At 68.6% G+C, this 21,838-nt stretch carries 17 protein-coding genes and 2 pseudogenes; 14 read left to right on the forward strand and 5 right to left on the reverse strand.

Features of this window, described 5'->3' with window-relative positions:
• Window positions 1–189 precede the first annotated feature (189 nt).
• Complete coding sequence (locus tag ACXAID_RS18385; RefSeq protein ID WP_475023652.1) at window positions 190–690, reverse strand: MTB12 family secreted protein; 501 nt, start codon at window positions 688–690, stop codon at window positions 190–192.
• A gap of 147 nt (window positions 691–837) precedes the next feature.
• Between ACXAID_RS18385 and arc the strand changes: the two genes are divergently transcribed.
• A complete protein-coding gene (gene arc, locus ACXAID_RS18390) occupies window positions 838–2,676 on the forward strand; it encodes a proteasome ATPase (RefSeq protein WP_475023653.1) in 1,839 nt (612 codons plus the stop codon).
• A 7-nt stretch (window positions 2,677–2,683) separates the two neighbouring features.
• On the opposite strand, the pseudogene ACXAID_RS18395 reads toward arc, so the two are convergent.
• Window positions 2,684–3,025, reverse strand: a pseudogene (locus ACXAID_RS18395) (hypothetical protein); the annotation flags it as partial.
• Window positions 3,026–3,102: 77 nt separating this feature from the next.
• On the opposite strand from ACXAID_RS18395, the gene ACXAID_RS18400 reads away from it, so the two are divergent.
• Both ACXAID_RS18400 and ACXAID_RS18405 read left to right on the forward strand, forming a co-directional pair.
• Window positions 3,103–3,591 (forward strand): DUF4333 domain-containing protein, encoded by a 489-nt coding sequence (locus ACXAID_RS18400; protein WP_475023654.1) that lies wholly within the window; start codon window positions 3,103–3,105, stop codon window positions 3,589–3,591.
• Between the two features lie 49 nt (window positions 3,592–3,640).
• Window positions 3,641–6,316 carry a LuxR C-terminal-related transcriptional regulator gene (locus tag ACXAID_RS18405; protein WP_475023655.1) on the forward strand — a complete coding sequence of 892 codons (2,676 nt, stop codon included), beginning with the start codon at window positions 3,641–3,643 and terminating at the stop codon, window positions 6,314–6,316.
• Here the strand turns inward: ACXAID_RS18405 and ACXAID_RS18410 are convergent.
• Both ACXAID_RS18410 and ACXAID_RS18415 read right to left on the reverse strand, forming a co-directional pair.
• The gene (locus tag ACXAID_RS18410) at window positions 6,292–7,449 is read right to left on the reverse strand and encodes a hypothetical protein (protein WP_475023656.1); all 1,158 of its coding nucleotides are present in this window, start codon (window positions 7,447–7,449) and stop codon (window positions 6,292–6,294) included. The two genes, ACXAID_RS18405 and ACXAID_RS18410, sit on opposite strands and share 25 nt — an antisense overlap.
• Window positions 7,446–8,588, reverse strand: a complete 1,143-nt coding sequence (locus ACXAID_RS18415; RefSeq protein ID WP_475023657.1) for a hypothetical protein — start codon at window positions 8,586–8,588, stop codon at window positions 7,446–7,448. Before ACXAID_RS18415 ends, ACXAID_RS18410 begins: the two co-directional genes overlap by 4 nt.
• A gap of 150 nt (window positions 8,589–8,738) precedes the next feature.
• Between ACXAID_RS18415 and dop the strand changes: the two genes are divergently transcribed.
• The 9 genes from dop to pafA all read left to right on the forward strand — a co-directional run bounded on the left by dop (window position 8,739) and on the right by pafA (window position 19,756).
• Entirely contained in the window at window positions 8,739–10,247 is a 1,509-nt protein-coding gene (gene dop / locus ACXAID_RS18420; RefSeq protein ID WP_475023658.1) for a pup deamidase/depupylase, read from the forward strand.
• Between the two features lie 94 nt (window positions 10,248–10,341).
• On the forward strand, window positions 10,342–10,536 hold the full coding sequence (locus tag ACXAID_RS18425; RefSeq protein WP_475023659.1) for a ubiquitin-like protein Pup: 195 nt from the start codon (window positions 10,342–10,344) through the stop codon (window positions 10,534–10,536).
• Window positions 10,533–11,456 (forward strand): proteasome subunit beta, encoded by a 924-nt coding sequence (gene prcB / locus ACXAID_RS18430; RefSeq protein ID WP_475023660.1) that lies wholly within the window; start codon window positions 10,533–10,535, stop codon window positions 11,454–11,456. The genes ACXAID_RS18425 and prcB overlap by 4 nt, the downstream gene beginning before the upstream one ends.
• Window positions 11,453–12,190, forward strand: a complete 738-nt coding sequence (prcA, locus tag ACXAID_RS18435; protein ID WP_475023661.1) for a proteasome subunit alpha — start codon at window positions 11,453–11,455, stop codon at window positions 12,188–12,190. The genes prcB and prcA overlap by 4 nt, the downstream gene beginning before the upstream one ends.
• 487 nt (window positions 12,191–12,677) lie before the next feature.
• Window positions 12,678–15,122, forward strand: coding sequence for a GcvT family protein (locus tag ACXAID_RS18440; RefSeq protein ID WP_475023662.1), 2,445 nt, complete (start codon window positions 12,678–12,680; stop codon window positions 15,120–15,122).
• Window positions 15,123–15,128: 6 nt separating this feature from the next.
• A complete protein-coding gene (solA, locus tag ACXAID_RS18445; RefSeq protein WP_475023663.1) occupies window positions 15,129–16,277 on the forward strand; it encodes an N-methyl-L-tryptophan oxidase in 1,149 nt (382 codons plus the stop codon).
• Entirely contained in the window at window positions 16,274–17,425 is a 1,152-nt protein-coding gene (locus ACXAID_RS18450) for an aromatic ring-hydroxylating oxygenase subunit alpha (protein WP_475023664.1), read from the forward strand. Before solA ends, ACXAID_RS18450 begins: the two co-directional genes overlap by 4 nt.
• 46 nt (window positions 17,426–17,471) lie before the next feature.
• Window positions 17,472–18,269, forward strand: coding sequence for an IclR family transcriptional regulator (locus ACXAID_RS18455; RefSeq protein ID WP_475023665.1), 798 nt, complete (start codon window positions 17,472–17,474; stop codon window positions 18,267–18,269).
• 128 nt (window positions 18,270–18,397) lie between these two features.
• The gene (gene pafA, locus ACXAID_RS18460) at window positions 18,398–19,756 is read left to right on the forward strand and encodes a Pup--protein ligase (protein WP_475023666.1); all 1,359 of its coding nucleotides are present in this window, start codon (window positions 18,398–18,400) and stop codon (window positions 19,754–19,756) included.
• A 23-nt stretch (window positions 19,757–19,779) separates the two neighbouring features.
• Here pafA and ACXAID_RS18465 read toward each other — a convergent pair whose 3' ends face one another.
• Window positions 19,780–20,367, reverse strand: coding sequence for a class I SAM-dependent DNA methyltransferase (locus ACXAID_RS18465; RefSeq protein WP_475023667.1), 588 nt, complete (start codon window positions 20,365–20,367; stop codon window positions 19,780–19,782).
• Window positions 20,368–20,429: 62 nt separating this feature from the next.
• Here ACXAID_RS18465 and ACXAID_RS18470 point away from each other — a divergent pair, with 62 nt between their 5' ends.
• Together ACXAID_RS18470 and ACXAID_RS18475 are read left to right on the forward strand one after the other, a co-directional pair.
• Window positions 20,430–21,434, forward strand: a complete 1,005-nt coding sequence (locus tag ACXAID_RS18470) for a helix-turn-helix transcriptional regulator (protein ID WP_421459077.1) — start codon at window positions 20,430–20,432, stop codon at window positions 21,432–21,434.
• Window positions 21,431–21,838 (forward strand): annotated as a pseudogene (locus ACXAID_RS18475) (protein pafC); the annotation flags it as partial. The gene ACXAID_RS18470 and the pseudogene ACXAID_RS18475, both read left to right, overlap by 4 nt.

Here is a 21,838-nt window from a genome sequence, read left to right on the forward strand (position 1 = left end):
GCCGCGGGCCGGGGCGCTGGGCGGAGCCATCCCCACCGACGGCGCCGGCGAGGTCTGAACGGTCGCGGTGGTGCCCGGTTCGGTGCCGCTCGGCTGACCGCACCCGGACAGCCCGAGCGCCGCCACGATCGTGACGGCGCTCAGGACTGGAATCCGGCGACGCGGCAGCGTCATGGTTTGCCGGAGGGATCAGCCTACGGCCGAGAGCAGGGCCAGAGCCGACTGCTTGGTGAGCTGCCAGCCCGTCGGGCTGGGGCCGGCGACGAAGGTGATGTTCTGGCTGGCGCTGGCGCCCGCCGGCGACGTCGCGGTCACGTTCGCGGTGGCGACCGGACCGTTCTGATCGATGCCGGCGATGGAGAAGCTCAGCGGGAAATATCCCTTCGCGGCGGCATTGTTGTAGGCGCGGTCGGCGGTGATGCCCTCGATGCGGCCGAGGCCGCCCTGGACATAGCTGGACTTTCCGCCGGAGAACGAACCCGGTCCGGCCAGCGCGGACAGCGTCGACACCAGCGGCCCCTGCAGTTCGGGGGCCGGCGCGGCCGGCATGGGAGCATCGACGGCGGCAGGGGTGGCTCCCGCCACGCCCGCGCCCAGTGAAATTGAGGTCACACCCGCCGCCACGGCGCCCGCCAGCATGGTTGCTGCTGCTCCAGCGGTCAGGCTGGTCACGAGGCTTTTCAGGATCACGGCTGTCCTTCCGTTCGGCCGACTGAATCATCAGAGGTTAACAGTGTTGCTGGTGTGTCGAATTCCTAGACCACACACAAAGTCTGAATCGCCGGTAGCGTTGAAGTTGTTACCGCACCAACTTCGGGTGTGGGAGAGGAGCGCAATATGAGTGAGTCCGAGCGTTCTGAAGCCTCTGAAGTCTTTGGGACATCCCCCGATAGCCATCTGTCCAGCGAGGATGCTGCAGAACTGGAAGAACTTCGCCGCGAAGCGGCGGTTCTGCGCGAGCAACTGGAAAGCGCGGTAGGCCCCCAGAGCGGATTGCGCAGTGCGCGTGACGTGCACCAGCTCGAGGCCCGGATCGACTCGTTGGCCGCTCGAAACGCCAAACTGATGGACACGCTCAAAGAGGCGCGCCAGCAATTGCTGGCCCTCCGCGAGGAGGTCGACCGGCTCGGTCAGCCGCCCAGCGGTTACGGCGTGTTGCTGTCCGTGCAGGAGGACGACACCGTCGATGTGTTCACCTCCGGCCGCAAGATGCGGCTGACCTGCTCTCCCAACATCGAGACCAAGGAACTCAAGCAGGGGCAGACGGTGCGCCTCAACGAGGCGCTGACCGTGGTCGAGGCCGGGAACTTCGAGGCGGTGGGGGAGATCTCCACGCTGCGGGAGATCCTCACCGACGGTCACCGTGCCCTGGTCGTGGGTCACGCCGACGAGGAGCGGATCGTCTGGCTGGCCGAGCCGCTGGTGGCCGCCGCCGACCTCCCTGACGATTACGTCGACGAACTCGGTGACGACCGTCCGCGCAAGCTGCGCCCCGGTGATTCGCTGCTGGTGGACACCAAGGCCGGTTACGCGTTCGAGCGCATCCCCAAGGCTGAGGTCGAGGACCTGGTGCTGGAGGAGGTGCCCGATGTCAGCTACCACGACATCGGCGGCCTGACCCGCCAGATCGAGCAGATCCGCGACGCCGTCGAACTTCCGTTCCTGCACAAGGAGCTCTACCGGGAGTACTCGCTGCGCCCGCCCAAGGGCGTGCTGCTCTACGGCCCGCCCGGCTGCGGCAAGACGCTGATCGCCAAGGCGGTGGCCAACTCGCTGGCCAAGAAGATGGCCGAGGTCCGTGGCGACGACGCCCGGGAGGCGAAGTCCTACTTCCTCAACATCAAGGGCCCCGAACTGCTGAACAAGTTCGTCGGCGAGACCGAGCGCCACATCCGGCTGATCTTCCAACGGGCCCGGGAGAAGGCCTCCGAGGGCACCCCGGTGATCGTGTTCTTCGACGAGATGGACTCCATCTTCCGCACCCGCGGTACCGGTGTGAGTTCCGATGTCGAAACAACTGTCGTGCCACAGCTTCTCAGTGAGATCGACGGCGTGGAGGGGCTGGAGAACGTCATCGTGATCGGTGCCTCCAACCGCGAGGACATGATCGATCCGGCCATCCTGCGGCCCGGCCGCCTCGACGTGAAGATCAAGATCGAGCGTCCGGACGCCGAGTCGGCGCAGGACATCTTCAGCAAGTACCTGACCGAGGAGTTGCCGGTGCACGGCGACGACCTGGCCGAGTTCAGCGGCGACCGCGGTTCCACCATCAAGGCGATGATCGAGAAGGTCGTCGACCGGATGTACGCCGAGATCGACGACAACCGGTTCCTGGAGGTCACCTACGCCAACGGTGACAAGGAAGTCATGTACTTCAAGGACTTCAACTCCGGGGCGATGATCCAGAACGTCGTCGACCGGGCCAAGAAGTACGCCATCAAGTCGGTGCTGGAGACCGGTCAGCCCGGTCTGCGCATCCAGCATCTGCTCGACTCGATCGTCGACGAGTTCGCCGAGAACGAGGACCTGCCCAACACCACCAACCCGGACGACTGGGCACGGATCTCGGGCAAGAAGGGTGAGCGGATCGTCTACATCCGCACGCTGGTCACCGGCAAGTCGTCGAGCGCCAGCCGGGCCATCGATACCGAGTCGAACCTGGGGCAGTACCTCTGAGCAGGCCTCAGCGCACCAGCGAGTAGCTGTTGGTCAGGTCGTCCTGGGGTACCTGGGCGGCCTGACTGAAGGTCTGCATGACCCAGACCCGGCCGTCGGCGTCCACGAGCTCGAACACCGTGCGGCCGTCGGCGAAGACGAACACCGCGTTTCGGGTGACCGTGTGCTGGCGCAGCATCTCGATGCCGCCGAACGTCACGACCTCGCGCGGGCCGGTCGTGTCCTTTTCGACGGTGTCCATCAGCCAGTAGCGCGGCCCGTTGAGCAGCACCGCGGCCGCACCGTGTTCGGCGGCCAGCGCCTCGGCGTCGAGCTGCGTCGGTGGGCGGGGCCAAGTAGGGAAATTGTTCCCATATCGGCCGCGGGAGGGTGCGAACTAGCGTTGATGCAGTGATATCTCCTCGACCTCTTCTGGCGGTGTTGGCTGTGACGGCTCCGGTGCTGGCGGGTTGCCAGTTCTCGTTCTCCACCGGTGGCCCGGACTACGAGAAGCTCGAAACCGCCATCACCGACGAACTCAACACGCAGTACGAGTCCATCTCGCGCGAGGTCTCCTCGGTCGAGTGCCCCCGCCCGGACGAGGCGCCGAAGTCCGGCGACACCATCACCTGCGTCGCCGACCTGGACGGCAAAGACGTGCGCGTCGAGACGACGTTCACCAGCGACGACAACGACGTCAGCTTCGAAACGATCGACACCGTCTACGAACTCGGCGACACCGCCGACGGCCTCGCGCAGGACATCTCCGACGAGTACGGCTTCGACGTCACCGTCGACTGCGGTCAGGGAATCAAGGTGGTCCCGGTCGGCGACACCTTCGAGTGCTCGGCCGCCGACCGCAGCGGCGACACCCGCCCCGTGGTCATCACTGCCGGTGGACCCGACGAGAACGACCATTGGGAGGTCATCGAGTAGACCGCCGGGCGGGGCCGCCCGCCACGATCTGGGATAGCCTTGCCTGCCAATGGCGGGTTTGGCGTGGCGGGGCGACCTCGCAGACCGGTTGGCGCGCTCGTGGCGCCGGGCCGAGCACGGCGGAGGACAGGTGCTGGTGCTCATCGGTGACCCGGGCATCGGTAAGACCAGCGTGCTCAGCTGGCTGGCCGACCACATCGGCGACGCGGCGCGCGTCATCACCTGCCGGGGTGGTGATGTCGGACCGGCGATGTCGACCGCGGCTGACGTCGCGGCGGGCTGGCCGCGGCCGCTGTCGGAGCAGATGCGGGCCGGCGACATCGATGCGATGCACGCGGCGGAGGTGTTGTGCGCCGGGTTCGAGGCCGCCTCCGGGACGGCGCTGCTGGTCGACGACATCCACGCGGCCGACCCGTCGAGCCGCACCGCGCTGAACCTCGCGCTGCGGCGGGCGGTGATGAGCGGGGTGCTCGTCGTGGTCACCGGACGGCCGGTCGCCTCGGTACACGCCTTCGCCGAGGGGTTCGCGGTGGAGGAACTCGGCGGGCTGCCGCGGCCCGAGGCGATGGCGGCACTCGAGTCGGCCAGCGCAGTCCCGATCGCCCCCCGGGTGGCCGAGCGCCTCATCGACGAAGCCGCCGGCAACCCGCTGGCGCTGCTGCAGCTGCCGCACGCGCTGTCGCGCCACCAGCTCGCCGGGGTCGAGCCGCTGCCCGACGAGATCCCGCTGGTCGGTGATCTCGCCGAGGCCTTCACCCGCTACCTTCCCCCACCGGGCAGCGCGGCCCGGGAGCTGCTCGACCGGATCGCGGTGTCGTCCGACGACTCCTGGGCCGCCATCGCGTCATCGCGGTTGGCGGATCCGGCCACCGCGCTCGAAGAACTGGAGAACCTCGGGCTGGCCGTCCTGGCCAACGGGCGCCTCACCCTGCGTCACCCGTTGTTGCGCAGCGCGGTCATCGGGGGCATGACCGAGCATCGGCGCCGGTCGCTGAACCTCGAGTTCGCCGACAATGCGGTGCTGCCCGAAGATGTGCGGCTGGCGCACCGCGCGCAGGGCACCGTCGGGCCCGACGAGGACCTGGCCGACGCGCTGGTCGAGGCGGCCACCAGGTTGCGGGCCGGCCGCGGTATCGAGGCCGCCGCCCGCATGCTCGACCTCGCCGTGCACCTCACCGGCAGCGACGCTCGGCGGGGCCGGTTGCTCGTCGAGGCCGCCGAACTGCTCGGCGCGGCCGGTGACGCCGGGGCAGCCCGGCACCGCCTCGAGGGCGTCCTCGCCGAGGAGCGCTGGTCCGGCCTGCACGTCGCGGCGACCCTTACCCTGGCCACCCTGGAGGCCGTCGACGGGGCCCCCGCCGCGGCGCTGCAGCGGCTGATGGAATGCCTGGCGGTCGCCACCCCGGCCCAGGTCGGCGTCGTGCGGGCCCGGATGGCCATCCCGCTGGGGATGCTCGGGCTGGTCGCCCAGATCATCGAGACCGCCGAGGCCGCGGTCGCCCACTCCGAACCCGGATCGGTGGAGTCCGATGTCGCCCGGGTGGTTCTCGCGCACGCCGCGAGCGCGTGGGACGAAGGACGCGCCGACGAATTCGTCGACACCCTCCAACCGCTCGACCTGGTGGCCGCGATCCGGCATGATCCGCTGGTCGGCCTGCACGTCGGCCGAGCGATGTCGATCGCCGAACGCTACGGCGAGGCGGTCGAGCAGCTGAGCCGGCTGGTCGGCATTCTGCGGGCCGAGGGAGCGCGGGCGTCGTTGGCGATGGCCTACGGAGCGCTCGGCGAAACCCACATCCGGGCTTCGCGATTCGACGATGCGCTGGTGTGTCTCGACGAGGCCGTCGCGTTGTGCATGGGAACCGGCCAGCGCGCATTCGCACCGTTCTGGCTGGGGTTGCGGGCCCGTGTCGCCGCAGTCCGGGGCGACGATCAGGCCGCCCGGGCCGACCTGGAACTCGGATTCGCCATCTCCGAACGGCAGTCGACGTTCGGCGCCCGCTACTTCCTGCTGGCCAACGCCGGTCTGGCCGCGCTGACCGAACTGCGCTACGACGAAGTCGTCGCCCGGCTGGGCGAGTGCTGGGCGTTCGAGCAGGCCGGCGGCCCGCTGGCGCCGCAGGTGGCCCGCTGGCACGTCGACCTCGTCGACGCCTACACCGCGCTGGGACGGCACGCCGATGCCGAACCGCTGGTCGACCACCTCTGCGCGGTGGCGGCCAGTGGCGGATCGAGCCGGTGGACCCGCGCGACCGCGCTGCGGGCGCGGGCGCTGTGGTTCGCCGCGACCGACCCGGCCCGGGCCCTGCGTCTGCTCGACGAGGCGGTGGCGATCTTCGATCCGGAGATCGATGCCTTCGACCGGGCCCGCGCGCTGATGGACAAGGCGCGGATCAGTCTCGATCCGGCGCAGCGCGACCAGGCGCGCACCGAGGCGCTGTACGGGTTCCGCCGCATCGGTGCATCCCCGTGGGCCGCCCGGTTGGAGTCCGCCGGCACCCCCCGGATCGGCGAACTGACCGACTCCGAGCGCCGCATCCTCGACGAGGTCGCCCGAGGGCTGACCAACCAGCAGATCGCCAAGCGGCTGCACCTGAGCTCCAAGACGGTGGCCAACCACCTCTACCGCGCATACCGCAAGCTCGGGGTGTCCTCGCGCACCGAGGCGACCCGGCACATGCTGCTGCACGGCCGGACCGATCAGCTTCGCTCCAGCTCGAGGTAGGCGTCGCGGCCGGCCAGGCTGACCGCGACATCGGCGACCAGCGGGTCGAAGAAACGCTGCCGGTACAGTGGATCGACGCTCGTGCTGACCGTGAAGTACAGGCCCGAGAGGACCGCCACGAACAACGAGGTGTGCACCATCGTCTGGGGAATCGGGATGTGGATGCCGAACCACGTTCCCGCGCAGGGCGGTTCGCCCACCGCGCAGGTCTGCTCGCTGGACCACAGCACCGTCACATCGTCGGGTATGGCGATCAAGCCCAGCGCCAGGAAGAACGCGAACAGCCCGGTGGTGAACAGCACCACCTGGATGGCCTGTGCGACAACCATGACGGCCACCACGTTGAGCTGCTCGGCCCGCGACAGCGGGGTGCGCACCGCGGCGGAGATGCGCATCGATTCCATCGGGGTGCCGACGAGCAGCGAGGTGGGGTCGGACTGCTCGGACCGGTCCTGGCGCAGTTCGCTGACCTCGTCGCGGATGGTGGCGACCATGAACAACAGCGCCACCAGGCTCAGGAACCCGATCGTCTGCCAGAGCCTTTCCCTGCCCATCCGGGCGGCCAGCTGCCACAGCTCACCGGTGAAGTACACGACGACGGTGAGCATCAGCAGCGGCAACGCCCGACTCATCAGCGTGCCCAGCGCTCCCAGCTGCACCCACGCGAACCGGAACGCCCACAGTGCGATCGAGCCGAATCCCAGGTAGGTGAACCAGATAGCGATCAGTGACACCGCCAGGAAGATCGTCGCCTCGGCCGCAGCGTCGGTGGACAAACCCTCAGAGACCATCGGGACCGCCAGCACGAAGATCCCCATCACCAGCAGGGCGCCGCCGCGCCGGCCCGCCTCCGAGGCGGCGGTACCGCGGCGGTGCAGCGTGTCCAGCGCGAACGGTGCGGCCGCCAGCACCGCGGCGATGGCGGCCAGTCGGACGATGTAGCCGGTGTCGGGGTTCTCCCCGGTCCAGTCGGCGAGCAGCATCGTCACCACGATCAGCACACCGATCCCGGCCACCACCGGCGCCGAGCGTGCGATCAGCTTGCGGGACCGCACCCGGCGGGTCAGCACCAGCGGGAGTCCCCGGCGCAGGAACCATTCGTGGATCGCGCGCAGCGCCGCTGGATCGGTCATGACGCCGTCGCGGCGCGGTAGCGGTCGCGGGCCAGCAGCGTCACCTGGAGATCATCGGTGAGCGGGTCGATGTAGTGCGCGCGGTACTCCTTGTCGCCCACTGCGCGGGCGGCCAGATACATGAACGTCAGCGCCGTCAGGAACATCGTGACGTGCATCAGTGCCTGCGGGATGGGCAGCGTCATGCCCAGGAATTCGCCGTCGCTGCGGCCTCCGCCGGTCCATGCGTGCAGCAGCGGTCCGTCGATCAGGATCAGGCCGAAGATCAGGAACAGGAATCCCGTCACGATCGCCACCGTCAGGATCTGCACCACCTGGGACAACACCAGGACGAACACCACGTTGAACTGCTCGTATCTGGACAGCGGCCGCCGCCGCGGATGGTCGGGCATCTCGCCGAACGGGGTGGTGTCCAACTGCCGGGTGTGTTCGGGTCGACGCCGGCCGGGGCGCAGAATCGGGCGGACCCGGCCCACCGTGCCCGACACCAGGAACGTCACCGCGATCCCCAGCAGGAACAGCAGCGCCAGCCAGAGTCGGATGCGGGACACGGTCCCGGCCATCGTCCACACCGGGCCGTTGAAGAAGGCCAGCACCGTCAACAACATCACCGGCAGCGCGCCCAGCAGCAGGTTGCCCACCGAGGCCAGGTTGGCCATCATCGTGCGCACCGCCCAGCCCATTACCGCGCCCACGCCGGTGGCGGTGCAGACCAGGATCAGCACCATCACCACGGTTTCGACGACGGCATCGACCAGGAAGTTGGGGCTCGGCCCGCCGAACAGCGCCGCCAGCACGGCGACGCCCAGCGAGACCACCACCGCCGCCGCGCGTACGCCGGGGGCTTCGGTACGGGACACCAGCCAGCCCACCGCCGCCGACACCGGGATGACGAGCACCACGACGGCGAGCACGAAGATGTCCTCGCGGTTCGAGGTGCCGTCGACGTCGATGGTGTGCCGGCCGGTCAGCGCCACCACCGCGATGGAGAACGCGAGGATCACCGCGAAGCCGGCCAGCGCCGGAGCCGAGCGCAGCCACACCCGACGCACCAGGGTGCCCGGACGCAGCACCGCGGGCAGTCCGCGCTCCAGGAACCACCGTTCGGCGGACAGCCGGGCCTCCGGGGACAGGGTCACCGGGTGCTGCCTGTGACGCCGTGGCCGGTGTGGCTGATCAGGGTCATCGCCGACAATCTCACCATGGCCTCCGGGCGCCCGCCGGTATTCGCGGCTGGGTGGGCTCGCCCGCATCGTGGTGCCTCACGTCGGCCCTCTAGTCTGGGTGGTATGCAACGGATCATCGGAACGGAGGTCGAGTACGGCATATCGTCGCCGTCCGATCCGACCGCGAATCCGATCCTGACGTCGACCCAGGCCGTGCTGGCCTATGCGGCGGCGGCCGGAATTCAGCGGGCCAAGCGCACACGGTGGGACTACGAGGTCGAATCGCCGCTGCGGGACGCTCGCGGGTTCGACCTGAGCCGCTCTTCGGGCCCGCCGCCGGTGGTCGACGCCGACGAGGTCGGGGCCGCCAACATGATTCTGACCAACGGTGCCCGCCTCTACGTCGACCACGCCCACCCGGAGTACTCCGCGCCCGAGTGCACCGACCCGATGGACGCGGTCGTCTGGGACAAGGCCGGCGAACGTGTGATGGAGGCCGCGGCACGCCATGTCGCCAGCGTCCCGGGCGCGGCCAAACTGCAGCTCTACAAGAACAACATCGACAACAAGGGCGCCTCTTACGGTTCGCACGAGAACTACCTGATGAGTCGGCAGACCCCGTTCTCGGCGGTCATCGCCGGTCTGACGCCGTTCCTGGTGTCCCGGCAGGTGGTCACCGGGTCGGGCCGGGTCGGGATCGGGCCGTCCGGCGACGAGCCCGGCTTCCAGTTGTCCCAGCGCTCGGACTACATCGAGGTCGAGGTCGGCCTGGAGACCACGCTCAAGCGCGGCATCATCAACACCCGCGACGAGCCGCACGCCGACGCCGACAAGTACCGCCGTCTGCACGTCATCATCGGTGACGCCAACCTGGCGGAGACCTCGACCTATCTGAAGCTCGGCACCACCTCGCTGGTGCTGGACCTGATCGAGGAGGGCCCGTCGATCGGGGCGGACCTGTCCGATCTGGCGCTGGCGCGGCCGGTGCACGCGGTGCACGTGCTGTCCCGTGATCCGTCGCTGCGGGCCACGGTGGCCCTGGCGGACGGGCGCGAGCTCACCGGTCTGGCGCTGCAGCGGATCTACCTGGACCGGGTGGCCAAGCTCGTCGACAGCCGTGACCCGGACCCGCGGGCCAATGACGTGCTCGAGACCTGGGCGCATGTGCTGGATCTGCTGGAGCGGGATCCGATGGAGTGTGCCGACCTGCTGGACTGGCCGGCCAAGTTGCGGCTGCTGGAGGGATTCCGGCAGCGCGAGAACCTCGGCTGGTCGGCGCCGCGGCTGCACCTGGTGGACCTGCAGTACTCCGATGTGCGGCTGGACAAGGGCCTCTACAACCGGCTGGTGGCGCGCGGCTCGATGCGGCGCCTGGTCACCGAGCAGCAGGTGCTCGATGCGGTGGAGAACCCGCCGACCGACACGAGGGCCTATTTCCGCGGTGAGTGCCTGCGCCGGTTCGGTGCCGACATCGCGGCCGCCAGCTGGGATTCGGTGATCTTCGATCTGGGTGGCGATTCGCTGGTGCGGATTCCGACGCTCGAACCGCTGCGGGGAAGCAAGGCCCATGTCGGGGCGCTTCTGGAGTCCGTCGACAGCGCTGTCGAACTCGTGGAGCAATTGACGAACTGAGCAGGCTATCCCCGGCAATCCGGCCGACGACCGGTAGTGTGGAGAGACCGGCGGGCTTCACTCAGCCCGCCGCAGACATACGCAGGAGGCAGCGATGGCTCAGGAGCAGACCAAGCGTGGCGGCGGGGGCGGCGAAGACGACGACCTCTCCGGCAGCACGGGCGCCGGGCAGGAGCGCCGTGAGAAGCTTGCCGAGGACACCGACGACCTGCTGGACGAGATCGATGACGTCCTGGAGGAGAATGCTGAGGACTTCGTGCGTGCGTATGTCCAGAAGGGTGGACAGTGACCTGGCCGAACCGCGACCAATCGGCCCATCTGTCCCCGCTACCAGGAGTTGCTAGCGCGCTGCCGCAGGGTACGGCGCACGGCGGTGTGAACCTGTCGTCGTTCTCCGATTTCCTGCGCGACCAGGCGCCCCATCTGTTGCCTTCGGGCGGCCCGGCACCCGCGGGCGTGCCGACCGAAGCCGTGCCGCACGGCACCACCATCGTGGCGTTGAAGTACCCCGGGGGCGTGGTGATGGCCGGTGACCGGCGGGCCACCCAGGGCCACATGATCGCCAGCCGCGACGTGCAGAAGGTCTACATCACCGACGATTACACGGCGACCGGCATCGCGGGAACCGCGGCCATCGCCGTGGAGTTCGCGCGGCTCTACGCGGTGGAACTCGAGCACTACGAGAAGCTCGAGGGGGTGGCGCTGACGTTCCCGGGCAAGGTGAACCGGTTGGCCACCATGGTCCGCGGAAACCTGGGCGCCGCGCTGCAGGGTTTCGTCGCGCTGCCGCTGCTGGCCGGCTACGACGTCGACGATCCCAACCCGGCGGGCGCCGGGCGCATCGTGTCCTTCGACGCCGCCGGCGGTTGGAACTTCGAGGAGGAGGGCTACCAGTCGGTCGGCTCCGGCTCGATTTTCGCCAAGTCCTCGATGAAGAAGCTGTACTCACAGGTCAGTGACGCCGACACCGCGTTGCGGGTCGCCATCGAGGCGCTCTATGACGCCGCCGACGACGATTCGGCGACCGGCGGTCCGGATCTGGTGCGCGGTATCTTCCCGACCGCGGTTCTGATCAGTGCCGAGGGCGCCGCCGAGGTGGCCGAGGAGCAGATCGCGGCGGCGTGCCAGGAGATCATCGACAGCCGTTCGCGGGCAGACACTTTCGGCCCGGACGCTCACCGTGCCGCTGATGCGCGAGGAGATTCGTGAGCTTTCCCTATTTCATCTCGCCAGAGCAGGCGATGCGTGAGCGCTCCGAGCTCGCGCGCAAAGGAATCTCCCGTGGTCGCAGTGTGGTCGTCCTGGCCTACACCGACGGGGTGCTTTTCGTCGCGGAGAATCCGTCGCGCTCGCTGCAGAAGGTCAGCGAGCTCTATGACCGGGTGGGTTTCGCGGCCGTGGGCCGGTTCAACGAGTTCAACAACCTGCGCAGCGGCGGTATCCGCTTCGCCGACACCCAGGGATACGCGTATTCGCGGCGTGACGTCACTGGCCGGCAGCTGGCCAATGTGTACGCCCAGACGCTGGGCACCATCTTCACCGAACAGGCCAAGCCCTATGAGGTCGAGTTGTGTGTGGCCGAGGTCGCGCACTACGGCGAAACCAAGGCGCCGGAGCTGTATCGAATCACTTACGACGGCTCCATCGCCGACGAACCGCACTTCGTGGTGATGGGCGGCACCACCGAGCCGATCGCGACGGCGCTGAACGAGACCTATACCGAGGACGCCTCGCTCGAAGACGCGATGACGATCGCGGTGGGTGCGTTGACTGCCGGCGGAAACGGTAATGAGCCGCGCACGCTGGGGCCGTCGACGTTGGAGGTGGCGATCCTCGACGCGAACCGGCCGCGACGCGCGTTCCGCCGGATCACCGGCTCTGCACTGGAAGCACTTCTGCCGGAAAGCGTTTCGGAATCCGCTGACAGCTCCGAGAGTTCCTAGCGCGGTATTCCGGCGGCGTACTTGCGGCGCAGCTGCTGGCGGGTGACCCCGGGGATTTCGCCGATCTGCCCCCACGGCAATCCGGCTGTGCGTGCGGCGACAACCGCGTTGGCCTATTGCGCCTTTCGCGTCGATGAGCCCCTCGCGGGCATCCCATAGCTCGCGGATGCTGTTGCCGCAGAAGACATCGGCGCCCACCGGATCGACACCCACCCACCACGGCCGTTCGGGACGCCCGTAGATCTCGGGAGCGTCGTGAGGGCGCGTCCTCGAGTATCGACGCGTTCGCCGGTGGGTATGCGCGGAGGCCCCGACAACGGCCCTGACGACGGCCCCGACGATTCCGTGACTCAACCCACAGCGATTTTGTAGGCGTGTCCGTCTTGCGTCGGATAGGCCGAAGGTGGATGATGTTGCGCATAACGCATCACGTTGCGTTATACGCAACATTCTTTCAAATTCGCTGTCGAATCGGAGCGGCTGTCCCATGCCCAAAATCGTTGTGATCGGCGCTGGCATCGTCGGTACTTCGCTGGCCGACGAACTGACGGCCCGCGGCTGCACCGACGTCACCGTCGTGGACCGCGGTCCGCTGTTCGCCACCGGCGGGTCGACCTCGCACGCCCCCGGCCTGGTATTCCAGACCAACCCGTCCAAGACCATGACCGAATTCGCCCGGTACACGGTCGAGAAGTTCAGCAGCCTCGAGCATCCCGATGGCTGGGTGTTCAACCCGGTCGGCGGCCTCGAAGTGGCCACCACCGCCGAACGCTGGGCTGACCTGCACCGCAAGGCGGGCCTTGCGCAAGCCTGGGGCATCCCGGGCCGGTTGATAACCCCGGACGAATGCGCCGAACTGCACCCGCTGGTCGACCGCAGCCGGGTGCTCGGCGGCTTCCACACACCGACCGACGGCCTGGCCAAAGCGCTGCGCGCGGCAGAGGCCCAGGCGCGCCGGGCCGAAGCCAGGGGTGCCACCCTGCGCCCGCACACCGAGGTTCTCGGCGTCGTCGAGGCCGGCGGCCGTGTCACCGGCGTCCGGACCGCAGACGGCGTGATCGACGCCGACGTCGTGGTGTGCGCGGCCGGATTCTGGGGTGCGGAACTGGCCAAGCAGGTGGGTCTGGTCCTGCCGCTGGTGCCGATGGCCCATCAGTACGCCCGTACCGGTCAGGTTGCCGATCTGGTGGGGCGCAACACCGACCTCACCGAAGCCGGCCTGCCGATCCTGCGGCACCAGGACCAGGATCTCTACTTCCGCGAACATGTCGACCGCCTCGGTATCGGCTCGTACAACCACAAGCCGATGCCGGTCGACATGTCGACCCTGATGGTCGACACCGCCGGCGAGGCCATGCCCTCGATGCTGCCGTTCACCGAAGAGGACTTCGCTCCGGCTTGGAAGGCTGCCAAGGAACTGCTTCCGGCCCTTGTCGATTCGAAGGTCGAGGAGGCGTTCAACGGCATCTTCTCCTTCACGCCGGACGGCGGATCGCTGATGGGGGAACATCGCGACCTCGCCGGGTTCTGGGTCGCCGAAGCCGTGTGGGTGACCCACTCGGCGGGGGTGGCCAGGGCGACCGCGGAATGGATCCTCGACGGCGCCCCGTCGGTCGACACCCACGAGTGCGACCTGTACCGCTTCGAGGACGTCGCGCGCAGCCCCGAATTCATTCTGCAGACCAGTTCGCAGTCCTTCGCCGAGGTCTACGACGTCATCCACCCGCACCAGTACGGCAGCAGGATGCGTGGCCTGCGCACCAGTCCCTTCCATGCCCGTCAGGTACAGGCCGGTGCCTTCTTCTACGAAGGCGGCGGCTGGGAGCGGCCGGCCTGGTTCGAGTCCAATGCTGAACTGACGCAACGCCTTGCCGCCGAAGGGCTCCACCTTCCCGAGCGTGACGAATGGGCTGCCCGCTTCTGGTCCCCGATCTCGGTCGCCGAGGCCGCATGGACCCGTGAGCAGGTGGCGATGTACGACATGACACCGCTGACCCGCTACGAGGTCGCGGGTCCGGGCGCACTCGGTTTCCTGCAGCAGATGACCACCAACAACATCGACAAGAGCGTCGGGTCGGTCACCTACAGCCTGCTGCTCGACGAGACCGGCGGGATTCGGAGCGATCTGACGGTCGCCCGGTTGGGCGAGGACACCTTCCAGGTCGGCGCAAACTCGCCGATGGACTTCGACTGGCTGTCCCGGCACAAGCCCGCCGATGTCGTGCTGCGCGACATCACCGGTGGCACATGCTGTCTCGGGGTATGGGGACCGTCGGCACGCGACGTGGTGGCCCCGCTTTGTCCCGACGACATCTCACACACGGGTTTCCGGTACTTCCGTACCATTCACACCTATCTCGACGCCATTCCGGTGACGATGATGCGGGTCTCCTACGTCGGCGAGCTCGGCTGGGAGATCTATACGAGCGCGGAATACGGTGCGGCACTGTGGGATCTGATCGCCGAGTCCGGCAGTTCCCACGGGATCATCCCAGCCGGCCGGATCGCGTTCAACAGCCTGCGAATCGAAAAGGGTTACCGCAGCTGGGGCGTCGACATGACGGCAGAGCACACACCGGCAGCCGCCGGTCTGGACTTCGCCGTGCGGATGGACAAGGCGGTCGAGTTCGTCGGCAGAGACGCGTTGAGCCGGGCACAGACTCCCGCGTCGACGCTGCACAGCATCGTCTTCGACGACCCCGACGCCGCTGTGCTGGGCAAGGAGCCGGTCTTCGTCGACGGCGCCTGTGCGGGCTACGTGACCAGCGCCGGGTACTCGCCGTCCCTGGGACGCACGATCGCCTACGCGTGGTTGCCGGCCGAGGTCACAATCGGCGACGGCGTCACCGTCGACTACCGCGGCGCCACCCTGCACGCCAGCGTGCAGGCCGAGCCGGCGGTCGATCCCGAGATGGCCCGGATCAGGAGGTAGCGAGCGATGTTTCAGGAGCGCAAGCCATACGACGTCATCGTCATCGGCCTCGGCGGCATGGGTAGCGCCGCGGCCTACCATCTGGCCGCCCGCGGCCAGCGGGTACTGGGTTTGGAGCGGTTCACCCCCGCCCACGACAGAGGGTCCAGCCACGGTGGATCCCGCATCATCCGGCAGTCCTACTTCGAGGATCCCGCCTATGTGCCGCTGCTGCTGCGCGCGTACGAACTGTGGAACGAGCTGGCCCTCGACAGTGGGCGAGACGTCTACCGGATGACCGGCGGGCTGTTCCTCGGGCCGCCGGACTGCCTGACCGTCGCGGGCAGCCTGCGGGCCAGTCAGGAGTGGGGTCTGGCTCATCAGGTCCTCGAGGGCTGCGAAATCCGCTCGAGATTCCCGAATTTCACCCCCAACCCGGGGGATGTCGCCCTCTTCGAGGCCAAGGCGGGATTCGCCCGGCCCGAGCTCACCGTGCAGGCGCACCTCGCGCTCGCCGAGAACGCCGGAGCCACCTTGCAGTTCGGTGAACAGGTGCTCGAGTGGGCCGAGACCCCCGGCGGAGTCACCGTGCGCACCGCCGAGGCGACCTACACCGCGGGGCAGGTGGTGATCTGCCCCGGGGCGTGGGCGCCGCAGCTGCTGAACGAGTTCGGCGTGCCCATCACCGTCGAACGTCAGGTGCTCTACTGGCTCGACCCCGCCGGCGGCACCGCCTCGTTCTCCGATCACCCGATCTTCATCGCCGAGGACGACACGGCCATGCAGATCTACGGCTTCCCGGCGATCGACGGCCCCCGCGGCGGGGTCAAGGTCGCGTTCTTCCGCAAGGGCGTCGAATGCACGCCGGAAACCATCGACCGCACCGTCTACCCACACGAGATCCTCGAGATGCGTGACCGGGTCGGCCGGCTGCTGGCCGACCTGGACGGGCCGTGCCTGCACTCGTCGACGTGTATGTACTCCAACACCCCCGACCAGCACTTCGTGATCGCCCGCCATCCCGAGTGCGCGCATGTGACCGTGGCCTGCGGGTTCTCCGGCCACGGCTTCAAATTCGTGCCCGTGGTGGGGGAGATCCTCGCCGACCTCGCCATCGACGGCGCCACCGACCACCCGATTTCGCTTTTCGACCCGAGCAGGCTGGTGACGACATGACCATCGCTGAAGAGACCCCACCGCAGTCGGCGCTGCTGACGACCCTCGGCGGCACCTACTACACAAGCGAAACGGTGTTCGCCGACGAGCAGATCAAGATCTTCGAGACCATGTGGGTCTGCACCGTGCGCAGCGCGGAACTGGCCCAACCCGGCCAATTCCGCACGGTGCAGGTCGGCCGGGAGAGCGTGTTGGTCGTCCGCGGCCGGGACGGGGTGCTTCGGGCGTTTCTCAACGTCTGCCGGCACCGCGGCGCGCAGCTGTGCACCGAGGACACCGGCCAGGTCAAGCGGACGCTGCGGTGTCCCTACCACGCCTGGACCTACGGGTTGGACGGCAGGCTCGTCGCCGCGCCCAACCTGGGCACCCTGACCGACGAGGCGGGCCAGCCGATCGACCGCTACCGGTACGGCCTGGTGCCGGTCGCTCTCACCGAATGGCTCGGATACGCCTGGGTGTGCCTGGCCGACGAACCGCCGTCCTTCCTCGAGGACGTGGTCGGCGACGTCACCCACCGCCTCGGCGACCACGGCGCCATCGACCGCTACCGGATCGACGACCTGGCGCTGGGCCGTCGGGTGGTCTACGACGTCGCGGCGAACTGGAAACTGATCGTCGAGAACTTCATGGAGTGCTACCACTGTTCGGCCATCCACCCCGAACTCGTCGAGGTCCTGCCCGAGTTCGCCCGCGGGATGGCGGCCCAGTCCTATGTGGGCCGCGGCGCCGAGTTCGGGACAGACGTCGCGGGTTTCACCGTCGACGGCTCGCCGGGGTTCACCACCCTGCCGGGGCTGAACCCGGACCAGGACCGGCGCTACTACGCGGTCACCGTCCGGCCGACGGTGTTCGTCAATCTGGTGCCCGACCACATCATCTTCCACCGCATGTATCCGCTCGCAGCCGACCGCACCGTGGTCGAATGCGACTGGCTCTACGCCCCCGACGTGCTCGAGTCCGGCCACGACGTGTCGCACTCGGTCGAGTTGTTCCACCGGGTGAACGTCCAGGACTTCGACGCCTGCGAGCGCACCCAGCCGGCGATGGGATCGCGGGCCTACCGGCACGGCGGGGTGCTGGTGCCGGCCGAGCACCACATCGCCGAATTCCACCACTGGGTGCTGTCCCGGCTGACGCGCCCGGCCTAGACGCGCCGCCAGGCCGGGCCCGGCGGGCGTATAGGCTCGGTGATTAATGGCAAAGCGTCAGGACAACCGGACCCAGGGCGATCCGCCCGCAGCCGTGCAGTCCGTCGACCGCGCATTACAGGTCCTCGACATCCTCGCCGAACTCGGTCAGGCCGGCGTCACCGAGATCGCGGCCGAGCTCGGTGTGCACAAGTCCACGGTGTCGCGGCTGGTCGCGGTGCTGGAGGCGCGCGACTTCGTCGAGCAGGTCTCCGAGCGGGGCAAGTACCGGATCGGGTTCGCGATCACCCGGCTGGCTCACTCCAGCGGATCGCATCTGGACCTGGTCAAGATGAGCCAGGACATCTGCAACGGCCTGTCGGTCGACGTCGGCGAGACCGCAAACCTGGCCGTGCTCGACGACAACCGCATCGTCAACATCGTCGAGGCCATCGGCCCCGCCGAGATCACGCTGCGCACCTGGGTCGGGCAGACCTGCCCGGCCTACGCCACCTCCAGCGGCAAGGTGCTGTTGTCCGGGCTCGACGCCGCCGACGTCCGGTCCCGGTGCGAGGGCGGCTTCGAGTCGTTCACCGACACCACCGTGGCCAGCATCTCCGAGCTGACCAACCAGCTGGCCGCGGTGCGTGACCGGGGCTGGGCCAGCGTCAGCGAGGAACTCGAGGTCGGACTCAACGCGGTCGGCGCACCCGTCTACGACGTGCATTCCCAAGTGGTTGCCGCGCTGAGTGTTTCGGGCCCCAGCTACCGGCTCGGGGTGGACCGCTTCGAAGAGGTCGCCAAGCTCACGATCGCGGCCGCCGACGAGATCAGCCGCCGCCTCGGCTGGATCGCGCGCGACTGAGAATCGGCAGGTCGGCGACCTCGCAGGCGGCTGCTGCAACTCCCGGGCGACGGCGATGATCCGCTGTTCGCACGACTCCGGCGTGGCCCGGCCACCACTTCGGCCGGGCAACAAGTAGTCTCGATGAGGTGCAGCGACGAATCATGGGCATCGAGACAGAGTTCGGTGTCACCTGCACGTTCCACGGCCATCGCCGGCTGAGCCCCGACGAGGTCGCCCGCTATCTGTTCCGGCGGGTGGTGTCGTGGGGACGCAGCAGCAACGTCTTCCTCCGCAACGGTGCGCGACTGTACCTCGACGTGGGCAGCCACCCCGAGTACGCGACCGCCGAATGCGACAACCTGACCCAGCTGGTCACCCACGATCGGGCTGGTGAGCGCGTTCTCGAGGATCTGCTGGTCGACGCCGAGCAGCGCCTGGCCGATGAGGGCATCGGCGGTGACATCTACCTGTTCAAGAACAACACCGATTCGGCGGGCAACTCCTACGGCTGCCACGAGAACTATCTGATCGTGCGCGCCGGCGAGTTCTCCCGGATCTCCGATGTGCTGCTGCCCTTCCTGGTGACCCGACAGCTGATCTGCGGTGCCGGCAAGGTGCTGCAGACCCCGAAGGCGGCGACATACTGCCTGTCCCAGCGTGCCGAACACATCTGGGAGGGCGTCTCCTCGGCGACGACCCGGTCTCGTCCGATCATCAACACCCGTGACGAACCGCACGCCGACGCCGAGAAGTACCGCAGGCTGCACGTCATCGTCGGGGACTCGAACATGAGCGAGTCGACGACCATGCTCAAGGTGGGTTCGGCCTCGCTGGTCCTGGAGATGATCGAGGCCGGGGTGGCTTTCCGGGATTTCTCACTGGACAACCCGATCCGGGCGATCCGCGAGGTCAGCCATGATCTGACCGGTCGGCGCCCGGTGCGCCTCGCCGGCGGTCGGCAGGCCAGCGCGCTGGACATCCAGCGCGAGTACTACGCCCGCGCGGTGGAGTACCTGCAGACCCGCGAGCCCAACGCCCAGATCAACCAGGTGGTCGACCTGTGGGGCCGCCAGCTCGACGCCGTCGAGAGCCAGGACTTCGCCAAGGTCGACACCGAGATCGACTGGGTGATCAAGCGCAAGCTGTTCCAGCGCTACCAGGACCGGTACGGCATGGAGCTCTCGGATCCCAAGATCAGTCAGCTCGACCTGGCCTACCACGACATCAAGCGCGGCCGCGGCGTGTTCGACCTGCTGCAGCGCAAGGGCCTGGCGGCCCGCGTCACCACCGACGAGGAGATCGAGGCCGCCGTCGACACCCCGCCGCAGACCACGCGTGCGAAGCTGCGCGGTGAGTTCATCAGCGCCGCCCAGGAGGCCGGCCGCGACTTCACCGTCGACTGGGTGCACCTCAAGCTCAACGATCAGGCGCAGCGAACCGTGTTGTGCAAGGACCCGTTCCGGTCGGTCGACGAACGCGTCAAACGGCTCATCGCCAGCATGTGATCACGCCGGGCGGCCCCCATCGATCACGCCGGGCGGCGGTGCACCGAGACCGCGTAGTCGCCCCCGGTGTAGGCCTCCCGGTCCCAGGTCGCCCAGCGGTGCATCTTCTCCAGGCCGGCCGCGGCGGCGATGTCGTCGTATCGCTCCAGGGTCAGCCGGCCTGGTCGCAGCTGAAATCCCGCGACCAGCAGTCCGCCCGGCCGCAGCCGCGCCGCGAGCTGGTCGACCACCGCCTGCTCGGTGCCCTTCTGCAGGAAGATCATCACGTTGCCCGGGAGCGCGATCAGGTCGAACACCTCATCGAGGTTCGACCCGGCGTCGACCAGGTCGGCTTCGACCCAGCGCAGCTCCGGCGCCTTGGACCGGGCCGTGGCCAGCATCGACGGATCGGCGTCCAGACCCACCACCGAACAGCCGCGGGCGGCGAGTTCGATCGCCACCCTGCCGGTCCCGCATCCGGCGTCCAGCACACGGGTTCCGCCGCCGGTTCTCAGCAGCGACTCGATCAGGTCGGCCTCGCCGTGCACGCTGGCGCCGCTGGCCGCCAGGCGCCGCCACCGCTCGTCGTAGTCGTCGCCACGGGGCACATCCGAGCTCTGCCAGCGATTCACCGGGCCGATCCTGTCAGACGCGCCGCGTCAGAGCCGGGCCGGCTCGCCTTAAGCTCTTAGGCGTGGGGACCTCCAAAGTCGAACGGCTGATGAACCTCGTCATCGCGCTGCTGTCCACGCGCACCTTCATCAGCGCCGACCGCATCCGCGAGACCGTGTACGGCTATTCCGGTGACGGCAGCGACGAGGCGTTCTCGCGGATGTTCGAGCGGGACAAGAACGAGCTGCGTGACCTGGGCATACCGCTGGAGACCGGGCGGGCCTCGGCGACCGACCCGACCGAGGGTTACCGGATCAACCGGGACGCCTACGCGCTGCCGGCGGTCGATCTGACGCCCGACGAGGCCGCCGCCGTCGCGGTGGCCACCCAGCTGTGGGAATCCCCGGAGCTGATCACCGCGACCCAGGGGGCGCTGCTGAAGCTGCGGGCCGCCGGCGTGGACATCGAAGCCGCCGAGGGCGACGTCGCCATCACGTCCACCGCCGCCCTGCCCGGCCTGCGCGGGTCCGAGGAGGTGTTGGGAATCCTGTTGTCAGCCATCGACTCCGGCCAAGCCGTGCAGTTCGGTCACCGTCCGGCGCGCAGCGAACCGTACGTCACCCGCACCGTGGAACCCTGGGGTGTGGTCACCGACCGGGGGCGGTGGTACCTGGTCGGACACGACCGCGACCGGGATGCGGTGCGGACGTTCCGGCTGTCCCGGATCGGGGCGGAGGTGACCGCTGTCGGCCCGCCGGGATCGGTGCACCCGCCCGAGGACGTCGACCTGCGCGAGATCGTGGCGCGGGTGGTCGGTGACTGGCCGTCGACCGGGCAGGCCAGAGTGTGGGTGGCAGACGGGCGCGCGACCGCGCTGCGCCGGCGCGGCACGATGGTCGGGCCCAGAACGCTCGCCGGCCGCCCCGGCGCCGAACTCAGCATCGAGATCGGCATGGTCGACCGGCTCGCCCGCGAGGTCGCCAGCTACGGCGCCGACGCGGTGGCCCTGGAGCCGGCCACGCTGCGCGAGGACGTCCTGGCCCGGCTGCAGGCACAGGCGACGCCGGATCGCGAGGTGAGCGTATGACCGCGACGTCGGCGCGGCTGGTCCGGCTGCTGAACATGGTGCCCTACTTCCAGGCCAACCCGCGGATCACCTACGGAGAAGCGGCCTCCGACCTGGGCGTGAGCGTCAAACAGCTCCGCGAGGACCTCAATCAGCTGTGGATGTGCGGGCTGCCGGGCTACGGGCCCGGCGACCTCATCGACTTCGAGTTCTCCGGCGACACCATCGAGGTGACCTTCACCGCCGGCATCGATCACCCGCTGCGGCTGACCTCACCGGAGGCCACCGGTGTGCTGGTCGCGTTGCGGGCGCTGGTGGACGTGCCGGGGATGGTCGACCCGGAGGCCGCGCGCAGCGCGATCGCCAAGATCGAGTCCGCCGCGGGACGGGCCGGCAGCGGGCCGGACGGCGCCGCCGTCGAGGAG

It is taken from the genome of Mycobacterium sp. ABE4_509, assembly GCF_056160785.1.